The sequence below is a fragment of the Spirosoma aerolatum genome (assembly GCF_002056795.1).
Taxonomy (GTDB): domain Bacteria; phylum Bacteroidota; class Bacteroidia; order Cytophagales; family Spirosomataceae; genus Spirosoma; species Spirosoma aerolatum.
The window spans coordinates 3,679,184-3,699,314 of record NZ_CP020104.1 but is presented as its reverse complement, the minus strand read 5'-3'; the positions used below and the strand labels follow the sequence as shown (position 1 = coordinate 3,699,314).

Annotated in this window: 16 protein-coding genes and 1 tRNA gene; 8 read left to right on the top strand and 9 right to left on the bottom strand. The window is 50.5% G+C overall.

The window, feature by feature from the left end; translation table 11 throughout:
* Window positions 1-2 precede the first annotated feature (2 nt).
* The 7 genes from B5M13_RS14865 to parS all read right to left on the bottom strand — a co-directional run bounded on the left by B5M13_RS14865 (window position 3) and on the right by parS (window position 5,595).
* Window positions 3-1,262: an efflux RND transporter periplasmic adaptor subunit gene (locus tag B5M13_RS14865; protein WP_080056426.1), complete on the bottom strand. Its 1,260-nt coding sequence runs from the start codon at window positions 1,260-1,262 to the stop codon at window positions 3-5.
* Window positions 1,263-1,448: 186 nt separating this feature from the next.
* Window positions 1,449-1,802, bottom strand: coding sequence for a hypothetical protein (locus tag B5M13_RS14860; RefSeq protein ID WP_080056425.1), 354 nt, complete (start codon window positions 1,800-1,802; stop codon window positions 1,449-1,451).
* A 240-nt stretch (window positions 1,803-2,042) separates the two neighbouring features.
* Entirely contained in the window at window positions 2,043-2,435 is a 393-nt protein-coding gene (locus B5M13_RS14855) for a hypothetical protein (RefSeq protein WP_080056424.1), read from the bottom strand.
* A gap of 168 nt (window positions 2,436-2,603) precedes the next feature.
* Window positions 2,604-3,959, bottom strand: a complete 1,356-nt coding sequence (locus tag B5M13_RS14850) for a sensor histidine kinase (RefSeq protein ID WP_080056423.1) — start codon at window positions 3,957-3,959, stop codon at window positions 2,604-2,606.
* On the bottom strand, window positions 3,956-4,651 hold the full coding sequence (locus B5M13_RS14845; RefSeq protein ID WP_080056422.1) for a response regulator transcription factor: 696 nt from the start codon (window positions 4,649-4,651) through the stop codon (window positions 3,956-3,958). The genes B5M13_RS14850 and B5M13_RS14845 overlap by 4 nt, the downstream gene beginning before the upstream one ends.
* A gap of 60 nt (window positions 4,652-4,711) precedes the next feature.
* Window positions 4,712-5,206: an RES family NAD+ phosphorylase gene (locus B5M13_RS14840; protein WP_080056421.1), complete on the bottom strand. Its 495-nt coding sequence runs from the start codon at window positions 5,204-5,206 to the stop codon at window positions 4,712-4,714.
* On the bottom strand, window positions 5,206-5,595 hold the full coding sequence (parS, locus tag B5M13_RS14835; protein ID WP_080056420.1) for a type II RES/Xre toxin-antitoxin system antitoxin: 390 nt from the start codon (window positions 5,593-5,595) through the stop codon (window positions 5,206-5,208). The genes B5M13_RS14840 and parS overlap by 1 nt, the downstream gene beginning before the upstream one ends.
* A 216-nt stretch (window positions 5,596-5,811) precedes the next feature.
* On the opposite strand from parS, the gene B5M13_RS14830 reads away from it, so the two are divergent.
* Together B5M13_RS14830 and B5M13_RS14825 are read left to right on the top strand one after the other, a co-directional pair.
* On the top strand, window positions 5,812-8,097 hold the full coding sequence (locus tag B5M13_RS14830) for a GH92 family glycosyl hydrolase (RefSeq protein WP_080056419.1): 2,286 nt from the start codon (window positions 5,812-5,814) through the stop codon (window positions 8,095-8,097).
* A gap of 93 nt (window positions 8,098-8,190) precedes the next feature.
* Complete coding sequence (locus tag B5M13_RS14825) at window positions 8,191-8,841, top strand: GNAT family protein (RefSeq protein WP_080056418.1); 651 nt, start codon at window positions 8,191-8,193, stop codon at window positions 8,839-8,841.
* A 48-nt stretch (window positions 8,842-8,889) separates the two neighbouring features.
* On the opposite strand, the gene B5M13_RS14820 is transcribed toward B5M13_RS14825, so the two are convergent.
* Complete coding sequence (locus B5M13_RS14820) at window positions 8,890-9,867, bottom strand: NADPH:quinone oxidoreductase family protein (protein WP_080056417.1); 978 nt, start codon at window positions 9,865-9,867, stop codon at window positions 8,890-8,892.
* A gap of 117 nt (window positions 9,868-9,984) precedes the next feature.
* Entirely contained in the window at window positions 9,985-12,540 is a 2,556-nt protein-coding gene (locus B5M13_RS14815) for a M14 metallopeptidase family protein (protein ID WP_080056416.1), read from the bottom strand.
* A gap of 181 nt (window positions 12,541-12,721) precedes the next feature.
* Here B5M13_RS14815 and B5M13_RS14810 point away from each other — a divergent pair.
* The 6 genes from B5M13_RS14810 (at window position 12,722) to B5M13_RS14780 (ending at window position 20,080) form a co-directional block, all read left to right on the top strand.
* Window positions 12,722-12,793 (top strand) — tRNA-Glu (locus B5M13_RS14810).
* Between the two features lie 230 nt (window positions 12,794-13,023).
* Entirely contained in the window at window positions 13,024-14,034 is a 1,011-nt protein-coding gene (locus tag B5M13_RS14805; RefSeq protein ID WP_080056415.1) for a Gfo/Idh/MocA family protein, read from the top strand.
* An 18-nt stretch (window positions 14,035-14,052) separates the two neighbouring features.
* Complete coding sequence (locus tag B5M13_RS14800) at window positions 14,053-15,468, top strand: DegT/DnrJ/EryC1/StrS family aminotransferase (RefSeq protein ID WP_080056414.1); 1,416 nt, start codon at window positions 14,053-14,055, stop codon at window positions 15,466-15,468.
* The gene (locus B5M13_RS14795; RefSeq protein ID WP_080056413.1) at window positions 15,465-16,826 is read left to right on the top strand and encodes a neutral/alkaline non-lysosomal ceramidase N-terminal domain-containing protein; all 1,362 of its coding nucleotides are present in this window, start codon (window positions 15,465-15,467) and stop codon (window positions 16,824-16,826) included. The genes B5M13_RS14800 and B5M13_RS14795 overlap by 4 nt, the downstream gene beginning before the upstream one ends.
* 107 nt (window positions 16,827-16,933) lie before the next feature.
* Entirely contained in the window at window positions 16,934-18,241 is a 1,308-nt protein-coding gene (locus B5M13_RS14790) for a hypothetical protein (RefSeq protein ID WP_080056412.1), read from the top strand.
* 471 nt (window positions 18,242-18,712) lie between these two features.
* Window positions 18,713-20,080 (top strand): Gfo/Idh/MocA family protein, encoded by a 1,368-nt coding sequence (locus B5M13_RS14780; protein ID WP_179950494.1) that lies wholly within the window; start codon window positions 18,713-18,715, stop codon window positions 20,078-20,080.
* Window positions 20,081-20,131: the final 51 nt, after the last annotated feature.

Below are 20,131 nucleotides of genomic sequence, written 5' to 3'. Positions count from 1 at the left end.
GGCTAACGTTTCGGGGCAATCGTAATATCTTCCAGATGCTCATACTCGCTCAGGTCCGTCAGAATGATCTGTTCTCCCGGCTGAAGTCCCTGCTTGATTTCTACGAAATTGAAGTTGGTGAGGCCGATGGTCACTTCTCGTCGATGCGCCACCTTCTCCCCTTTCGGTAACACATAGACAAACTGTTTCCGCTTTCCTTTAAACGCGGGTCCATTCGCTACCCGAACGGCATTGGCGGTACGGTTGGTTACCACAAACACATCGGCTTTCATGTTGGGCCTCAACGAGGTATGATGGTTATCATCCAACTGAATCACAAACTGAACAATGCCATTCTTAACGGCGGGTTTAACCTGTGTAATCTGCCCCCGAAGCGATGTCTCATTTACTTTTACGATGACGGGTAGCCCTACTTTCACCAGATCGGCGTACACATCCGAGCAGGAACCTTCGACCCGAAAGCTGGCCAGATCGGCCAGTTTCGCCAGCATTTCCCCTTCATTGACAGCCGAACCAATGTTCTCGTTTACCCAGGTCAGCACACCGGGTCGGTCGGCGACAATGTCGGCCTGTTTTAATTTGTGCTGAAGCTCCCTAACATTTTTTTCTTCAATCTGCGCCTGTATCGTCGTTTCGCGCAGGCTTGCCCCCATCGACTGCCGGTTGTAGTTCAGATCATTCTCCAGTTGCTTCTTTTCCAGTTCAGCGACACGCAGGGCATTTTCGGAGCGGGTAACATCTTCTGCCGTATTCCCGCCTACCTTCTGCAAACGGCGGATGCCTTCGAGTTCGGCTCTTAGCTTGCTGATATTGAGTTGCTTGATCTGGTCATTCACCTCGGCATCGTACAGGCTTTTCGTAAGTTTCATCCGCAACTGGTCGATACCGTTCCGTTTGAGTTCGAGTTGGTCCTTTATTTTTTCCAGTTCAATTTCCGTCAGCGATTTGTCAAGATCGAGGATGGGCTGACCGGGTTTTACGGATGTACCGGGTGTAAGCAGTACACGCCGGATGCTGGCCCGGATGGGGCTGGTGATCACCTGTTCGAAGGCCGGAATCACTTCACCTGTTGCATCGAGCGTATTCTCAACGGGTCCGATCTCAGCCGTAGCTAATCGTATTTTCTCTGCTTCGACGGAGGTCTTTAGTGCATCACGCGCCCAGGTCAGGGCTATGGCCAGCCCCACAACCACCACTACACCGACAAGCAGGCTTTTGTTACGGCTTCGGGTCACTACTTCCGGGGCTAATTCTCTGTCCATTTTCTGTGTTGTCATCTACAGATAACTAGCCAAACAACATGCCAACCCGTAAAGCCCTATTAATCAGACTACTAAATAAAAAGCATCCGTAACAATCTGTGCGATTTCGCACAGATTGTTACGGATGCGCACATCCTACCTTCCTCTCTGAACACAATTACTTCATTTAATTACCAGAAAGCCTCGTTAGAGGTGCCGGATTTCGCGCCAGAATCGACGGATAAAACGCCATTCATTGGCTGAAACACCTTTATGCGACCGGGCAACGCGCAACAGGGTTGTGACGAATCGGCGTTTTAGGGTATCCGTTAATTCGGTGCGTCTGCTCATCAACCGACGCATCCCAAAGGCATACGCTTCTTCGGTTGATTCTCTTACATCTTCCCGCAAAAAAAAGCCATTGAGGGCCACTGAACCATAGGGCTCTCTGCCCAATAGCGCTTTGGCGGTTTGCATTTCTTCCTGATGGGGTCGCCCGTCTAACGTAGACAGGGCATAAACGAGGCTGCCTAAGCCTAATGCTATATCGGGTGAATACATGATTGATGGGAAATTGATAGTAGAACACCCAGATAATCGGGTGGAATCCAAAGGCTCGCAACCTGATGCCGTACTCTAAGCAGGTTCAGGTCATGTTTCTATTTAAAAAGCGAAAAGAAAAATTTAACAGTCCGTCGAGTCGGTGCATGTTTACAGGCCAGCCCATATGGAGGATGACCACCATGTGGGCTAACCTGTAAACGTGGGCAACTATCGGGCGACGCTTAGCGTCGATTCCCGTTAGTTACCTCCGGCATTGCTCTGGTTTTGTTGTAAACGGGATGCTACTTCTGCGTCAGGCGTTGTAGCCGCACGCGGCTCACTCACGCGCTGGATTTTATAGTTTCGAACGGCCAGGTTCATTTCAGGGGTGTGCGCTGTTACGACACCACCCACCGGCTCAATGCCTGGAGCCTGGTGCTTGTAACTAAGCATGGGTCCCTGATTCAATGCGGGGGCGTTAACCGTTACCCCCTTTTTATCAGCCCATTGATGTGCCGTTGCGGCTTTATTTGGGTGTTTATAATTATGCGTCGAATACGTCACGTCGCGACGTAATTTTGAATCATCCTGAGCCGAAGCGTTGAGGATTGTAAAGGTACTTAGAGCGGCAATAACAAGATATGTTTTCATGGCTTTGTCTGTTACAAATGGTCAATCCGGTCAAAAACGGCCTTTAGCAAGCCGCGCCTGATTGACAGTACAAAGGTCATGAACGGGCGTTAGCCTCGTGTTAGAGCCACATTAGAACGGGATTAGAAATTTAATTGGGCTATTTACCCCACCCCATCCCACGATCGATCAATGCGGAAGCGTAACGGTAAATGTCGTGCCGGACTCAGTAGACGATTCAACCTCAATTGTTCCCTTATGAATCTGAATGATCCGTTCGGTAAGGGGCAAGCCTATTCCATAACCGGGTTGACCGCCTGCATTACGCCCTCGCTGGAACGGCACAAAGATCGCTGTAAGCTGATCGGCCGGAATCACAGAACCCGTATTATGCACCTTCACCTGCACAGAAGCCACCTCGGACAGTAGGCTAACCGATACGGAATGATTGTCTGAAAATTTCCCTGCATTGTCGAGCAGGTTGACAAAAGCCGTTCGTAATAGGCTCTCATTACCCAGTACCTGCCAATGCGTCTTTGTCACGTCGGCCAGGCTTATCTGAAGTGTATAATCTGGGTGAAGCCGTTGAAACTCCTGCCGAATCTGTTCAAATAGCGTATCGATATGAACAGTCCCCATCGGTACGGTCGAGGAATCCATACTCGCATTGGTCAAGGCCAGCAACCCGTTGGTCATCCGGTTAAGACCACGAACATCGTCCAGAACGGAACGAATCGTAGCCCTCAGTTCGTCGGGGTCATCATCGGCCAGTAAAGAAACTTCCAGTTGGCCCGTTATGGCCGTAAGGGGTGTTCGTAATTCGTGCGAAGCATGCGATACAAACAGGCGTTGTAGTCGGAACGCGTCTTCCAGCCGATTCAACATGCGATTGAAGCGATGTGCCAACTGAGCCAGTTCGTCGGCCTGATCGCCCTCGGGCAAGCGATGCGACAGATTAAGGGCGGTGATATCGTCTATCTGCCGATTGATCTGACTGATCGGCTGTAAAGTTCTTCCGGCGAACAGACGACCGGCCACGACCATCAGGCCCGTCATCAGAAACCAGCCCAACCCCAGCAGTTTAGCGAAATTCTGGATTGTGCGCAGATTGTACGTATCGACAGCCGAGGCAATGATGACAAACGGAATCTGGTCGTCGATAAAGAGGAGCCCCACGATTTGGCGGTCGCCTTTTTTCCAGTTCACCTGTTTCTTCTTCCGAATCTGACTTAACATAGCTTCAGTCAGCGTCAGGTAATCCGTGCCACTTTCATAGGCTAATTGGTTCTTTCCATTGTAGATAATAATTTCCTCATCGGGTAGCACGGTCAGTTGATTTTTATCCATCAACTTGTAAAGCGATGGCCCGATCCGTTCCCGTCCGACCAGCAAATGGCCTGCCGTCAGAGCTTCAGCCCGTAACCGATTCTGAAATTCGGTTTCCCGATACCGCTCAGCGACCAGGTAGAGCAGCAGACAAAACAAGGCCAGCGCCACCGAAACGATGGTCGTAAAAAACAGCGTTAGTCGATTGCGCAGGCTCATTTTTCTTTCAGTACGTACCCCATACCAATTAGCGTATGTATGAGCTTATTGGGTGAATCCTTATCAATTTTCGCCCGTAAATAACTGACATACACATCAATCACATTGGTTCCGGTATCGAATCCGATATCCCAGACGTGCTCCGCAATATCGACCCGCGAAACCACCCGGCCCGCATTCCTCATCAGATACTCCAGTAAGGCATACTCACGGGCCGTCAGATCGATGGTTTGTCCATTTCGGCGAGCTACGCGTTCATGCAGATCAAGCTCCAGATCAGATACCCGCAAGAGTCGTCCCGGCTCGTCGACCGTGGGTGCCCGACGCAGGAGCACTTTCACCCGCGCCAGCAATTCCATAAAATCGAATGGTTTGGCCAGATAATCATCGGCACCGGCTTCAAAACCGAGTAATTTATCGGCAACGGTATCGAGGGCCGTCAGCATCAGAATAGGCACCTGACTGGGTTGGTTTCGGATGTATTCGGCCAGTTCCAGACCCGTTATATCGGGCAGATTGACATCGAGAATAATCAGGTCGAAACGGGTCCGGGCCAGCAGGCTTTTGGCCTCTTCCCCGGTCGGCGCAATCGACACAGAATACGCCTGGGTCTGAAGCCCTTTTTTGATGAACGTGGCCACTTTAGGCTCGTCTTCAACCACTAACAACTGTGCATTCTGGCCCGTATTCATACAATCGGCAGATAAAATAATGATAAGCTACTACCCACAATTGGCTACCGATCAGCGTTTTCATGCCAACAAAGTTGCCGTTGGCAAGCGAGGATCAATTGGGTATGGTTCAATCCGTAAAACCCGGCACTGTACGCTCGTTGGATGGAGCGGATCAATCAGCACATTCCGAGATGGCGATAAGGGCACAACGACCGATGGCAATGCGATTCCTAACGTGCCATGCTGTCGGAATTGAGCGTCCATAAACTGCGGTAAGCCTGCCGGGCTAACCTGTGTATTGTTCCAGCCGGATGGCAAATCGGCGGCATCCAGCCACGTAATGGCATCGTCAGGAATTTCTATTTCACATAGGATCAAAGGTGGCAGATCGGAAAGCGGAGTTCCTTCTAGATGAACTATGTATTCCAGAAAACAGAGTTCGGGCGTGGTCGCCGTATAGATCAAAGGGCGCCCACGAACATTCCACCGACCTCCGCGTAGCTGAGCGCCTATGCCATCTAGAATTGTATCCCGATGGCTGTCCGTCTGAAACCTATAGACCGTTGCTGGCATTAACTAAAAACGCCGTAATCAATTCGACCCAGAATATCCTCGACTAGTTGAACACCTGTAGAGCTATCCAGTAAATCCAGCGGTGAACGGTCATCCAGAAGCCGCAGTGGCCGTTGTAGCCAGCGCATAAACTTACCCTTGTCCTGAAAAACAGCTTCACCATACGTAGCAAGCCGGGTGAGCAACAACAACCGTTCGGACGTTGGGGCGTCGAGATGGGTCGCTTTAACCTGCCGATGGAAGGTAGCTACGGATTGGTTCAGCAATCGAGCCATCTCCTTATCGGTAATCCCAAGCAGTGCAGCTACCCGGCCTGCTTCAGTGCCTGCCAGCCCGTGCCGCGAACGGTCGATCAGTTGCAGTGGCGTAATGGATGGATTGACAGTCATAACTTTCCTGTTTATTGCAGGTAGTTGATTAGACTCATTTGATGGCAATATAACACGCATTTGATAATTATTGTTGCAAAAAGAAAATTTCTCAACAATCAAGTCCCCCAATCCTTTCAATTTGGTATCAATACACTCGTTACAGACCATTTTTTAGGGCCAGGCCGGCTTTTCAGACAAAAATGAGCCTATCTTCGAAAAAAATATGGTTCGTAAATGACTGTTCGCCAGATCATCCTTCTTCAATTTCTCTGCTTAGCTTCCTTCGCCCAACAAAACCTTGTTCCGTATGTGCATCCACTGATTGGCACCGAAAAAATGGGGCATACCTTTCCGGGTGCCACTGTGCCGTTTGGTGCCGTCCAGCTTAGCCCCGACTCCGATACGTTGTCGTATGAGTTCAATGGCAAATACAATGGCGACGTGTACCGATACTGTGCTGGCTACAAATACGAGGACAAAACGATTGTTGGCTTTAGTCATACCCACTTCAGCGGTACAGGCCATTCCGATCTGGGCGATTTTCTGATTATGCCTACGCAAGGGCCTCTGCAACTGAATCCGGGCGTGGCCTCCAATCCGAAATCCGGCTACCGATCCGCCTTTTCACACGCCAATGAAGTGGCCGAAGCTGGCTATTATAAAGTTAAACTGGACGACCACAACATTCTGGCCGAACTCACGGCCTCTAACCGGGTTGGGATTCATCAGTACACCTTTCCCAAGACCGATCAGTCGCACATTATTCTGGATTTAACCCACGGCATTTACAATTACGACGATAAGGTAGTCTGGACGTTCGTACGCGTCGTGAATGATACGTTGATTACGGGCTATCGGCAAACGGCTGGCTGGGCTCGCACCCGGACGGTCTATTTTGCCCTCTCCTTCTCAAAACCGTTCAAGTCATACGGTCGCCAGAGCCTGGATAAGCCACAGGTTTATAAGGGCTTCTGGGGAAAATTCGATCAGAACCACAACTTTCCTGAGATAGCCGGGAAGCGCATTCGCATGTATTTCGATTTCGACACGAAGGATGGGGAGAAAATTAAACTCAAAATGGCCCTGTCGCCGGTGAGCCAGGAAAATGCACTGGCCAATATGCAGGCTGAGGTTCCCCACTGGAATTTTGACCGGGTGAAATCAGATGCACAGGCAGCCTGGAACCGGGAATTAGCTAAAATCCAGATCGACGCATCTGAGAACGACAAGGTGAACTTCTATACCGCTATGTACCACGCTTTTGTGAATCCGACAACCTACATGGATGTCAACGGCCAATATAAAGGGCTGGATCAGGACGTACATCAGGCCAACGGTTTCACCAATTACACCACGTTTTCGCTCTGGGATACCTACCGCGCATTGCATCCGTTTTTCAACCTCATGCAACCCTCCCGCAACAACGATATGGTGCAGTCGATGATGAAGCATTACGACCAGAGTACGCTAAAGATGCTGCCTATCTGGTCGCACTACGCCAACGACAACTGGTGCATGAGCGGTTATCACAGCGTATCGGTACTGGCCGATGCCATTATCAAAGGCGTGTACAAAGGCGACGCCCAGAAAGCACTGGATGCTTGTATCGCTACAGCTACCCATCGCAGTTACGAGGGTATTGGCGAGTACATGGACAGAGGGTATGTACCTGCTACGGCCAGCAGCAACTCGGTTTCGCACACGCTCGAATACGCCTACGACGACTGGTGCATTGCCCAACTGGCAAAAAAACTAAATCGGCAGGAGGTATACGAAACCTACCGAAAACGCTCCGAAAACTGGAAGAACGTTTACGACAAATCGATCAATTTCATGCGTCCCCGACTGGCCGATGGGTCGTTTAAAAAGGAGTTTGACGTGCTCAGTACGCACGGACAGGGCTTTATTGAAGGGAACTCGTGGAATTTCACCTTTTTCGTCCCGCAGGACCCCGCTACGTTGGTCGAGTACATGGGTGGCTCGAAGAAATTTGCCGCCCGGCTCGATAGCCTTTTCTCCATGAATTTACCCGATAAGTTCTTTGCCGAAACCGAAGACATCACCCGCGAAGGCATCATTGGCGGCTACATCCACGGCAACGAACCCGCCCACCACGTCGCGTATCTGTACAACTGGGCGGGTCAGCCGTGGAAAACGCAGGAGCGCATTCGTATGATTCTGACCATGCAATACAAACCAACCCCCGACGGATTAGGTGGAAATGACGATTGCGGTCAAATGAGTGCCTGGTATATGTTTTCGTCGATGGGTTTTTACCCCGTAGCACCCGGTTCGGAGGAATATGCTTTAGGCAGCCCATCAGTCAAAAGTGCCCGATTGCAACTCGAAAATGGCCAGACATTTATCGTCGAAGCTGTCAATCAGAGCGATAAGAATGTATATGTGCAAAAAGTACTGTTGAACGGAAAGCCCCTCTCGCAGCTGACCATTACCCATTCCGATATTATTAAAGGCGGTAAGCTAACGTTTTATATGTCGGCAAAACCCATGAAGAAATAGTCAGAATACCCGTTATTCGAATGATAGTGCTCCTAGAAATGGGCTATTTTATGTACTTTTAAGGCTAAGACAGAATAATAATCTAACCCACACATGAAAGGAAGTAAACTGGACTTATGCCTGAATATGGGCTATTTTCGGATGCAGCAGGACATTTTTACATGTCAGTATGTTCTGTTTGAAAACAAGCTTTGTCCTGTTTACTGGCTGCGCATTGTGCTGGCCGATGTGACCTACGGAACCAAACAACTTCGTCTGCTTCGAACCAACGACCAATTTACAGTAGCCGTCAAACCTTTCGCGTTATCCGACGAGTTGGAAAATCTATACACGCTCTATCGAAGTGCCATCAATTTCGACGCGCCCGACTCGGTCGAATCGTGCCTGCTCGATGGGGCTATCGATAACGTGTTCGATACCTATGTTGTGGAGGTTCGCGACCGGGGTCAGTTGATCGCAGCCGGTATTTTTGATGATGGTTTTCAGAGCATTGCCGGGATTATGAATTTTTACCACCCCGCCTATCGCAAGCATAGCCTGGGCAAGTTTCTGATGCTGCAAAAAATAAACCACGCCCGTCGTCAGCGGAAAATCTACTATTATCCGGGTTATATCGCCTACAACTACACCAAGTTCGATTACAAGATTTTTCCCTGCGAAGCAGCCACCGAACTGTTGGATATCCACAACGGGCTTTGGGTTCCTTTTTCGTGGGATCTGCTGAAGACGTTGTCGGAAGATTAGAACGTTTGGATGGCTGACCCTTCAAGGTTGCTGAAGCCAACCCAGCAACTAGTCTATAACCACAACAGCTTTGCCGATCACCCGGCGCTCCATCATATCCGTCAGAGCCTGTGGTGCTTCGGCCAGCGAGTAGCGTTTGGACACATATGGCGCTAGCTTACCCTGCACAACCCAGGTGGCAATTTCCTGCAAATTTTTCCCGTTATGGGCGGCTTCTTTCTGCGCAAACATGCCCCAGAACACTCCCACTAACGAACTTCCTTTCAGCAAGGCCAGGTTAAGCGGAATTTTTGGAATTTCGCCACCAGCAAACCCAACGACCAGATACCGTCCTCCCCAGGCCAGCGACCGAATGGCAGGCTCCGCCCATCGATCACCCACCGGGTCATACACCACATCGACACCCCGCCCCTGCATAATCTCCTTGATTCGGTCACGGAGATCCTCAGTAGCGTAATTGATGGTATACGTAGCACCTTTTTCCTGACAAACGGCCAGTTTTTCATTGGTCGATGCGGCTGCGATAACAGTCGCTCCCATCCGTTTTCCTAACTCAACGGCCGCTAAACCAACGCCACCGGCAGCCCCCAGGACAAGGAGCGTTTCGCCCGGTTGCAGATTCGCCCGATCCTTCAGAGCATGATACGATGTTCCAAACGCATACAGGGTTGAAGCACCAGTTATAAAGTCCATACCATCGGGCAGTGGAATAGTGGTACGGGCATCTACCAGACGCTCTTCGGCCAGCCCCCCATGCGTACCGTAGGTAAACACGCGATCCCCCGGCTTAAGGTGTTTGACGCCCTGGCCGACCACTTTGACCACTCCCGAGGCCTCACTTCCCGGCGAAAAAGGCAAGGGAGGTTTAAACTGATACATGTTCCGAATGGTCAGGGTATCGGGGAAATTCAGGCTACAGGCTTTCACCTGAATCACTACCTCACCAGGGCCAGGTGTAGGCGAAGGAATGTCTTCCAATACCAGCGTATCAGGAAGCCCGTAGTCCTTACAAAGAATCGCTTTCATACGTAAAGGATGTTTCTAACACAGAGATACGCGAAGAAGGCTGAGACACACAACGTTTTACTATTCTCTGCGTGTCTCAGCCTTCTTCGTGTATCTCTGTGTTATAGCTTAAACAAATTAGTTTCCAACCATAAAGACTGCATTGCTGAACAGCAGTTTACCGTTGTACCAGAATCCGCGGAAGAGCGGATCATCAGCCAGATACACCACACTACCCCGTCCCATTTCCTGAACGCCCATCAGCAGGGTGTTTTTCAATTTTTCTTTTGCGTTACGCCCCGAAAAACCAGCTACGTAATTGTCGCTTTTCAGGTAGCCTACATTCCAGCCGTCTTTCAGGAAATCGAAGTTGAAGGCATTTTGCACGAGGGTATAATAGCCCCCCGTCAGACCAAAGCCCAGCGGATGACTCGTATCGACATTGACCCGGTAAATACTACCCGGAATATCGTCTGATATAGCGGCCCGTTCACGATTGATATACGTTTTCAGCGAATCGACCGGATTTCCCTTTTTCTCCTTTTTCCCGTCCTCTTTTTCAGACTTCTCCTTCAGGTCGAACCCTTCTTTACCTGCCAGGAAGGCGGCTGCCCGCTCCATAGCAATCAGCTTACCGCCTGCCCGAATCCATTCTTTCATCGCCGTCAGGGTCCGCTCATTCAGGATCCGGCCATAATTGTAATTCGTAGGCAACACCAGTACGTCCAGCTTATTCCATTCTACAGTACCCAGCGTATTGCCATCCAGCAACGTTACGGGGTAATTCAGTTCCTGATCGAAGAAATGCCAGACTTCCCCTGCCGATGGCGGGGGTGTCCCATCACCCAGTACCAATCCCACACGCGGTGCTTTCATACCCGTCACAAAATCAGAACCGAAATCGGAGCCTGACGTTACGAAACCAGTCTGGACAGGAATTACCTCTGCCCCCGTCTGTGCAGCGGCCTGAGCAACTACAGTGCCCAACCGATCCCCCAGATTCTCGTTACCCGTGCGGGCCACGATGAGCGTTCCCGACGCATAGGTTTTCCCTTCCAGTTCAAACGGTTTCTCAGCAGCCCGTACCCGTATTTTCTGTTTCAATAGAGCCGCCAGGGTTTGTACGGCAGGGAGCGATTGCCAGCGAATCAGGTAGGCATACGCAGCCGGAACCGTGCTGGTCGTCGGTGTAGAAACCGATAGCGGTTTGGGGTCAATCCGGGACGTCAGGCCGTAGGTTTGCAGACCAAAGGCGTAGGGCAACGACCAGGCCGTAATATCGTAGGTAGCCGAGTCTTCCAGGGCTGAATTCTGCTCAAACAGAATTTTCAATAACGTCGATTTGGGCTGATAGGCACTAATAACAATATCGTCGGCCGCAATAGCGATGTTTTTATCGGTTTTCTGGGATGTGTAATTGAAACCATTCGCTACCGTCTGAGCTTTCCCGGCTACCCCAAAACTGATTTTATTCCGGTCCAGCAGTTGCTGTAATGCCTTGAGCCTCCCAGAATCACCATTCGCTTTAATTACATAGCTTTTGTAGGGGCCAATGGGTGTATTCCGGGATTTATCGAAAAACTGTCCGAACTCCTTCACAATTTCGGCTGGTCGGTCAGCTACCGATTCTAAGGTAGCCATGCTCGCCGTATAGTGGTGGTCGATGCGCTGGCGAAGGGTAAGCGTATCACCATCCGCTTTTGTAATGGCCAGCCCAGCCCGACCACTTCCTCCCTGCTCGTAGGTCATACCAATAGCCCCATTATAAGTTGGATAGGTGTCGCCATAGCTGGGATAAAACAGATCGAACCGTTCACGTGTATAGTATAACCAGCCATTTCGGTCGAAGTAGCGGCTGCAATACTGACCGATAATCTGCTGAAACTGCCGCTGGTATGGTGTAATATCTTCGTGATAGGGCTTAGCAGAAGGGGCAAAATAATATGGACTTTCAACACCCATTTCGTGAAAATCACCGTGTAATTGCGGCATCCATTGCTGATAAAGCGCCATACGTTGTTGCGTAATCTCCTGTGTCTGCCAGGCCCAGTCACGGTTTGGATCGAACAGGTAATGGGTATATCGACCACCAGGCCAGGGTTCATTATGCTCCCGGGCATTGGGGGAAGGATTGGGTGTACGGCCCAGCATCTGGTTATACCAGTTTACATACCGATCGTGCCCATCCGGGTTCAAACCCGGATCGAGTAGCACGACGGTTGTATTCATAATTTTCTGAGAAACCGCATCGGTTGTATTCAGCAGTCGGTACAATACTTCCATAAAGGCTTCAGAACTGACAGCTTCATTGCCGTGTACATTGTAACTCAACCAGGCAATGGGCGGCTGTGCTGCCGATGTGGGTGTGCCTTCCATGAGGCCGGTACGTTTCAGATTGTTGGTCCGAATCTCTTCCAAACGAGCCATATTGGCTTCGGAAGCAATCGCGATCACCATTAATTGACGACCTTCATAGGTTGTTCCATACGGAATTAGTTTAACCCGGTTTGGCAATTGGCGGGCTACCTGTTCGGCGTAGGCCAGTACACGATGGTGGGGAGTAAATCGGCTACCAATTCGGTAGCCAAGAAATTGATCAGGCGTTAACAGACTCGTTGACGAAGAAGGAGTTGACTGGGCGAAGCTCATCAGCGACATAGCGGCCAGGCCTGCCAGTAATAAAACGTGTTTCATGTAGGCTGTAAAAATTTAAAAGCTAACCTCCTCAAAAATAGCAGTAAAACGTGCAGAAACCCTTTTTTTGAAAAAATTTTACAGTGAGGTATTGCATTATAAAAACATCGCCTTACCTTTGCACCACGTTTCGCTAACGCAGCGGCAAACAAGCCAAAACGTTAGGTCTTGTACACAAGACGGCCGATTCGTCTAGCGGTTAGGACATCGCCCTTTCACGGCGGTAACACGGGTTCGATTCCCGTATCGGTCACTTAGTCCACTGACTAATCCAAAAAAACCAGCCCTCAACCGGCTGGTTTTTTGTTTTCATACTAGCTCCGACTACATAATCACGTCAGTACCGGCGACGTCATTTGCTGAACTCTTCCATCAGCTAGTGTACCATCGACTGCTCGCTCTAATTCGCAAGGTTCAATAAACCTCACATCTCGGGTTAAAAAAACTCATATAGTCGCTTATACCATTTAAAATCCTAAATCCATGGCCCCATCAGTATCCAGTCGAAGACTCTTTTTAAAACAGACATCACAGAGCTGTGCGGCTTTGCTACTGGCGCCCACACGGTTCCAGGCCCCACACACTTTGGCAACTGGCAAGCGTGTGGGGATCATTGGGCTGGATACATCGCACAGTACCGCCTTTGTCAAAGCACTCAACAACCCCGATGCTAATGCCAGTTTTCTGGGCTACAAAGTTGTGGCGGCTTATCCGCAGGGGAGCAAAGACATCGAAAGCAGCACCTCGCGCGTTCCGGCCTATACCGAAGAAGTAAAAAAGCAGGGCGTCGAAATCGTCGACTCGATCAGCGACTTACTCAAAAAAATTGATGTGGTACTGCTGGAAACAAACGATGGTCGATTGCACCTTGAACAAGCCCTGCAGGTATTAAAAGCAGGAAAGCGGGTGTTTATCGACAAACCTGTTGCGGCTTCATTAGCCGATACCATTGCCATTTATGAGGCTTCTAAACACTACAACATTCCACTTTTTTCGGCCTCGTCACTCCGGCATATCAAAGGCATTGAAAAAGTCGACAAAAACAAGGTGGTGGGGGCCGACACCTTTAGTCCGGCTGTCCTCGAAAAGACCCACCCGGATTTTTACTGGTATGGCATTCATGGGGTAGAAACGTTATACACGGTTATGGGTACGGGTTGCCGTCAGGTAGTTCGCGTGCATACCAATGGCACCGACATCATTGTAGGCACCTGGGCTGATGGGCGCGTGGGTACCGTTCGCGGAACCCGGACGGGCAAACACGACTATGGGGGTACTGTTTTCACCCAAACAGGCAATCTGGTACTGGGGCCTTATGGCGGATATGAACCGCTCCTGCAAGATATTATTCACTATTTCGAGACGGGTGAGGTTCCCGTTACGCCCGAAGAAACCATTGAAATGTTTGCCTTCATGGAAGCCGCCGACGAAAGCAAACGACGTGGGGGAACTGCCGTTACCCTCGAAAGTGTCCTGGCTAAAGCAAAGAAATAACCGCAATCATCCAAACCCATGTCGCAGTCTAACGTCTCAAGAAGAGAGTTTTTAAAGCGAAACTCATTAACTGGTCTGGGGGCCATGCTACCGGCATCCTTACTCACTGATGCGTCGGCGCTCTCTGTCAGTCCCTCAGTTAAAGCCACTCAAAAAGCAACACCCTTTTCCCTGGCGGAGCCGCCTGCCCTGCTAGGTGGTAAACCCGTTCGAACAGCCGACTGGCCCAGCTGGCCCCTGTGGAAACCGGAACAGGATGAAAAACAGTTGCTGGACGTAATTCGTAGCGGCATCTGGTCAAGGGCGAATGTTGTGAGCGAATTTGAAGCCAAATGGGCCGCTACCTTAGGCGCAAAGCGGTCGCTGGCCGTCGTGAATGGCACCAATGCCATCATGGCTTCGCTGGATCAACTGAATATTCGTGGGGGCGATGAAGTGCTGGTACCGCCCTATACGTTTATCGGAACGGTGGCTCCCGTTCTGGCAACGGGAGCTATGCCCATATTCGTGGATGTAGACCCTGAAACGTTTCAGATCGACCCGGCAAAGATTGAAGCGAAGATTACCCCTCGCACAAAGGCGATTATTCCGGTACATATTCTGGGGTTACCAGCCAATATGCCTCAGATTCTGGCCATCGCCAAAAAACACAATCTGGTCGTCATAGAAGATGCCTGTCAGGCGCATCTGGCCGAAATCAATCACCAGAAAGTGGGAACGTTTGGTCATGCAGGTTGTTTTAGCTTTCAGAATTCCAAGAACTTAGCCATTGGCGAAGGAGGTGCCATTGTTAGTAACGATGATGCCTTTATGGACCGCTGTTTCTCGTACCACAACTACGGTAATCCATACGGTATGCTTTCAGGAGTGATTGGCGCTGGCACCGTTATTCAGGGTACGAAACTCCGACTGACCGAGTATCAGGCGGCTATTGGACTGGCGCAGTTAAAACGACTCGATGCCGAAACAACCACTCGAAACACAAATGCGGCATACCTGAAAGCCAAGATCAGGCTTATTCCGGGTATTGTTCCCTATAAACTGTACGACGATGTCACGCGGGCTGCTTTCCACCTCTTTCCTTTTCGGTACCAAAAAGAAGCCTTCAAAGGGCTGTCGCGGGAGGTATTTCTGAAGGCACTCACAGCCGAGGGGATTCCCTGTTCGAAAGGTTACGCCACACTGAACAACATGCCGTACCTTAACGACGCCTTCCAGTCGAAAAACTTTCAGAAAATGTATCCAAAGGCCATGCTGAATTTCAACAGCTACGTCGAGCGGAATCACTGCCCGCAAAACGACCGGCTGTGTAACGAAGAAGCCGTCTGGTTCACCCAGAATATGCTACTGGGGACTCAGACCGACATGGATAGCATTGCGAATGCCATTGAGAAAATTCACACCCACGCCGATAAACTTCTGAGTCAGAAATGAGGTACGTAGCAGGGTTTGTCTGGCTAATCTGGTTTGGGGTATGCCTTCAGCACACAGCTTCGGCCGATGGCTGGAAAGCGGGTGCTGCCAGCGTGCTTATTACCCCTAAAGAATCGCAGTGGCAGGCAGGTTATGCCTCTCGTACCCACGCTGCCGATGGCACCCTTCACGATTTATGGGCCAAAGCCCTGGCGCTGGAAGATGAAACAGGCCATCGGGCGGTTCTGGTGACTACCGATATGCTGGGCTTTCCGAAAGTTATGTCGGACCGGATTCGCGAACGACTGAACAGCCAGTTCCACCTAACCAAAGCGCAGATCATTCTCAACAGTTCGCATACCCATTCGGGCCCTGTTCTGGACAACGCTCTCCAGGACATTTACCCCCTCGACGCCAGGGAGCAGGAAACAATCGATCGGTATTCCCGATGGCTGGAAGCCCAGATCGTGACGCTGGTGGAGCAGGCATTCCAGAAGCTGGAACCCGCTGTCTTATCCGCCCAGAATGGTGTCACACGATTTCAGGTGAACCGACGAAACAACAAAGAAGGGGCCCTGCTGGAACAAACGGAGCTGAAAGGCCCCAACGATTATGCCGTTCCGGTCATTAAAATTGCCAACGCCAGCGGACAGCTCAAAGCCATTGTGTTTGGGTACGCTTGTCACCCTACAGTGCTGGACCTGTATCAATGGTCGGGCGATTACGCGGGCTTTGCGCAATTGGAACTGGAAAAAACACATCCGGGTGTAACGGCCCTATTTTTTCAGGGGGCGGCCGGTGACCAGAACCCACTCCCTCGTAGGACGATCCCGCTGGCCCGTCAGTATGGGCAGGAACTGGCCGCAGCCGTAGAACGGGTTCTCAATGAGCCCATGCAGAACCTGACACCACAGCTGCGAACGGCATACTCCGAAATTCAGCTACCGCTTTCGGCTCCACCCTCCGAAGCGGACTTAACGAAGACCATCCAGGAAAGCGAAGGCTATCTTAAACGCTGGGCAACCCGTATGCTGGCCGAAAAGAGGCAGGGTAAAACCTTTATCAGTCACTATCCTTATCCGGTACAGGTATGGCAATTGGGGAATCAACCCATTTTAAGCTTTGGTGGCGAACTCGTAGTCCAGTATACGATCGACTGCAAGAAACGATTTGGCCCCCACATTTTTGTAATGGGCTATTCAAACGACGTGATGGGCTACATTCCCTCAACCACCATTTTGCAGGAAGGTGGTTACGAAGGGGCTACATCGCAAATGGTTTATGGGTTACCAGCCACCTGGGCACCCGAAGCCCCTGCTTTGATCTACCAGGAAATTAACCGATTGGCCGACCAGGTTGGTGTACCCAAATTAAAGTAATTCCCAGCCGTATCTGTGGAGTCGGACCAAGAATCCGACTCCACAGATACGGCCGAAAATACAGAAAGGTAGGGCTTCTGAACGCCAGCTCCACTACTAAAACGACTATGAATTCAGCCAACAAAACCCACGTAGCTACCGCTTCTACGCTAATAGCAACCCCATACTATTCAGGCTTTCCGCTGGCGCATGACACATACAATGCTATTACCACTGCCAGCAACGGCAACGTTTATTACGTGCTTTGCTCCGAATCCTACGAACAGGGTGGCCAGCTTTATGTTTATAATCCGGGAACAGACAAGACAGAATGGCTGGCCGACCTAACCGAAATCTGTGGCGAAACCTCCGCCAATGCCATTCCGCAGGGCAAGAGCCACGTTCGATTCTATGAAAGTAACGGCAAACTCTATTTCGCAACCCATATTGGCGTCTATGAACTGATCGATGGGATGGAACGACTACCCCAAAGCGCTCCAGATGGGAAAGCCCTTTATCCTGGTGGCCATTTTATTTCCTATGACCTGACAACCGGTGCGTTTGAAAATCTGGCCATTGCGCCGAATGGTGAAGGAATTCTAACCATGACCATCGACAAAGAGCGCGGCTATTTGTATGGCATTACCTGGCCGCTGGGCTATTTTATTCAGTACAACCTCAAGACCAGTACGCTCAAAACCATCGGCCTTGTTTCCGCAATGGGCGAAGCCGGAATTCCGGGCAATGATTACCGGGTATTGTGCCGCTCCATATTTGTTGACCCCCACAATGGTGCGGTCTATTTCTCGACATCGGAAGGTGATATTTCCAGTTATCAACCTGATAACGAGCAGTTTAACAAACTTGCGAATGTCGATCTGCGGCTCGATTATTTTGGGCAGTATGATCCAGCGCACCCCGGTAGCATGGGCTATAACTGGCGAAAAATCTTCTGGTACGCTCCCGAAGAAGTCGCCTATGGCATACACGGCAATTCGGGGTATTTGTTCAGGTTCGATCCCCGCCAGCAAGGGATTGAACTCGTAGAACGGTTAACCTCGGAGCCATCGCGGAAGAGTGGCATGTTCGATCAGTTTAGCTATGGTTACCTGGGCTTTCAGTTAGGACCGGATCAGAAAACTATATACTACCTCACAGGTGGGCCAATCTACGTCGACGGCAAACGTCTGAAAGGTGTCGATCAACTAGCGAAGGGAGCCGCCAAAGGGCTCGAAAACCTGCACTTGATCACGTTTCATATTCCGAGTCAGATGTATACGGATCACGGACCTATTTTTTATGCCGACGGCTCCCGCCCTACCTACGTTAATTCCCTTGCGATTGGTGCCGATGGATCGGTTTACACACTGGCCCGATCTGAACACGACGGACACGAATTTCAGGATCTGATTAAAATTCCGGCGGTGTTTTCGTAATCAACGGTCAATTGGAATAAGCAGTTAAAGGAAGCCTAAATCGAGAAACCCACGATTCATCGACACATTGACCAGACGAATAAATTCAGCTAGTAACCCTCACATTACGCCCGACAACAAATTATTAATAAATCCATTATTTCGGGTTCAGCGGCTTTGGGTTTCTCGCTGCTACTGAGTAGGTGTCAATCCAAAACGCCTTCAGAAGACAAAAAAGCTGTTATTGACCCCTGTAATGACTTTTCGCGTATCAATGAGGCCGATGTGAAAACACGAAAAAAACGGGGGTATGTAAACCAGTCTCCCCTGCCCGAATCGAAGTTCGGCAACTGTAATTTATGGTTGCTCCCTAAAGAGGGCCTGGGGTGTGGTTCGTGTTTGGTGTTCAAAGGCCTAGTTTACACAACGGATTATTGTACCTGCTAGGCTCCTCAAGTCAACTAGCGACTGATCATTCCTAAAACCAGTATTATGAATAACACGAGCAATAACCCAACGGCAAACTCCCGGCGGAATTTCGTTAAAAAGACGCTTATCAGCACCGCAGTATTGTCGATTGGGGGCGTTCTGCCCGGTTTCAGCCCCAGAAGTTACGGGCGAATCCTGGGTGCCAACGAAAAGGTAAAGGTCGGCGTTATGGGCGTTAACAGCCGTGGCCTGGCTCTGTCGAGTAATTTTGCCCTTCAGCCTAACTGCGAAGTAGTCACGATCTGCGATGTCGACACGCGAGCGGCCGAGAAGTGCATCGCCACGGTAGACGGCATTCAGAAGTCGAAGCCCAAAAATCAGCCCGACTTCCGAAAGGCACTTGACGACAAAGACATGGACGCTCTCGTCATTGCCGCTCCCGACCACTGGCACGCTCCAGCGGCTATTTTGGCCTCGAAAGCAGGCAAACACGTATACCTCGAAAAGCCATGCAGCCACAACCCGCACGAAGGCGAACTGCTGGTGGCCGTAGCAGCTAAGTATAAGAATGTGATTCAGATGGGCAACCAGCGCCGTTCGTGGCCTAATGTAAAGCTGGCGATTGAGGACATTAAAAACGGAGCCATCGGTCGGCCATATTTTGCCAAAGGCTGGTACACCAACAACCGGGCCACCATTGGCATCGGCAAATCGACCCCCGTACCGCTCTGGCTGAACTATGACTTATGGCAGGGCCCTGCGCCAAGACGCGCCTACAAAGACAATATTATTCACTATAACTGGCACTGGTTCTGGCATTGGGGCACAGGCGAAGCCCTGAATAACGGCACCCACATGCTCGACCTGATGCGCTGGGGCCTGGATGTAGAGTACCCCAACAAAGTGACGTCGCTGGGTGGCCGCTATCGGTATAAAGATGACTGGGAAACGCCTGATACGCAAGTCATTAACCTGACATTCAACAACAACACGGCCATGACCTGGGAAGGCCGAAGCTGCAATGGCCGAACCGTTGAAGGGAGTGATGTGGGGGTTACGTTCTATGGCGAAACCGGCTCGCTCCAATACGGCGGTGGCAATGCCTACAAAATCTTTGACCTCGACAACAAACTGATTAAGGATGTAAAGAACGATTTACCCATCGACCCACGGAACAAAATGAACCCATCCCAGGCTCTGGACGCTACCCACCTTCAAAATTTCGTGGCCGCCATCAAAACAGGCGCTCCACTGGCATCGGGTATTGTCGGAGGGCACCAGAGTACACTCCTGTGTCAACTGGGCAACATCGCCCTCCGCTCTGGCGATACGCTGACGATAGACCCAACCAACGGCCATATTCTGAACAACAAAAACGCGATGAAATTCTGGCAACGCGAGTACGAAAAAGGCTGGGAGCCAACGCTGTAATGTAACGCGGGTGAAAACCCGCGATTTTCAGCCACGCACACTTACCCAACA

Coding starts and splice junctions, on each gene's coding strand:
- B5M13_RS14865 (WP_080056426.1), bottom strand. CDS start 1,262: ATGGACAGAGAATTAGCCCCGGAAGTAGTGACCCGAAGCCGTAACAAA.
- B5M13_RS14860 (WP_080056425.1), bottom strand. CDS start 1,802: ATGTATTCACCCGATATAGCATTAGGCTTAGGCAGCCTCGTTTATGCC.
- B5M13_RS14855 (WP_080056424.1), bottom strand. CDS start 2,435: ATGAAAACATATCTTGTTATTGCCGCTCTAAGTACCTTTACAATCCTC.
- B5M13_RS14850 (WP_080056423.1), bottom strand. CDS start 3,959: ATGAGCCTGCGCAATCGACTAACGCTGTTTTTTACGACCATCGTTTCG.
- B5M13_RS14845 (WP_080056422.1), bottom strand. CDS start 4,651: ATGAATACGGGCCAGAATGCACAGTTGTTAGTGGTTGAAGACGAGCCT.
- B5M13_RS14840 (WP_080056421.1), bottom strand. CDS start 5,206: ATGCCAGCAACGGTCTATAGGTTTCAGACGGACAGCCATCGGGATACA.
- parS (WP_080056420.1), bottom strand. CDS start 5,595: ATGACTGTCAATCCATCCATTACGCCACTGCAACTGATCGACCGTTCG.
- B5M13_RS14830 (WP_080056419.1), top strand. CDS start 5,812: ATGACTGTTCGCCAGATCATCCTTCTTCAATTTCTCTGCTTAGCTTCC.
- B5M13_RS14825 (WP_080056418.1), top strand. CDS start 8,191: ATGAAAGGAAGTAAACTGGACTTATGCCTGAATATGGGCTATTTTCGG.
- B5M13_RS14820 (WP_080056417.1), bottom strand. CDS start 9,867: ATGAAAGCGATTCTTTGTAAGGACTACGGGCTTCCTGATACGCTGGTA.
- B5M13_RS14815 (WP_080056416.1), bottom strand. CDS start 12,540: ATGAAACACGTTTTATTACTGGCAGGCCTGGCCGCTATGTCGCTGATG.
- B5M13_RS14805 (WP_080056415.1), top strand. CDS start 13,024: ATGGCCCCATCAGTATCCAGTCGAAGACTCTTTTTAAAACAGACATCA.
- B5M13_RS14800 (WP_080056414.1), top strand. CDS start 14,053: ATGTCGCAGTCTAACGTCTCAAGAAGAGAGTTTTTAAAGCGAAACTCA.
- B5M13_RS14795 (WP_080056413.1), top strand. CDS start 15,465: ATGAGGTACGTAGCAGGGTTTGTCTGGCTAATCTGGTTTGGGGTATGC.
- B5M13_RS14790 (WP_080056412.1), top strand. CDS start 16,934: ATGAATTCAGCCAACAAAACCCACGTAGCTACCGCTTCTACGCTAATA.
- B5M13_RS14780 (WP_179950494.1), top strand. CDS start 18,713: ATGAATAACACGAGCAATAACCCAACGGCAAACTCCCGGCGGAATTTC.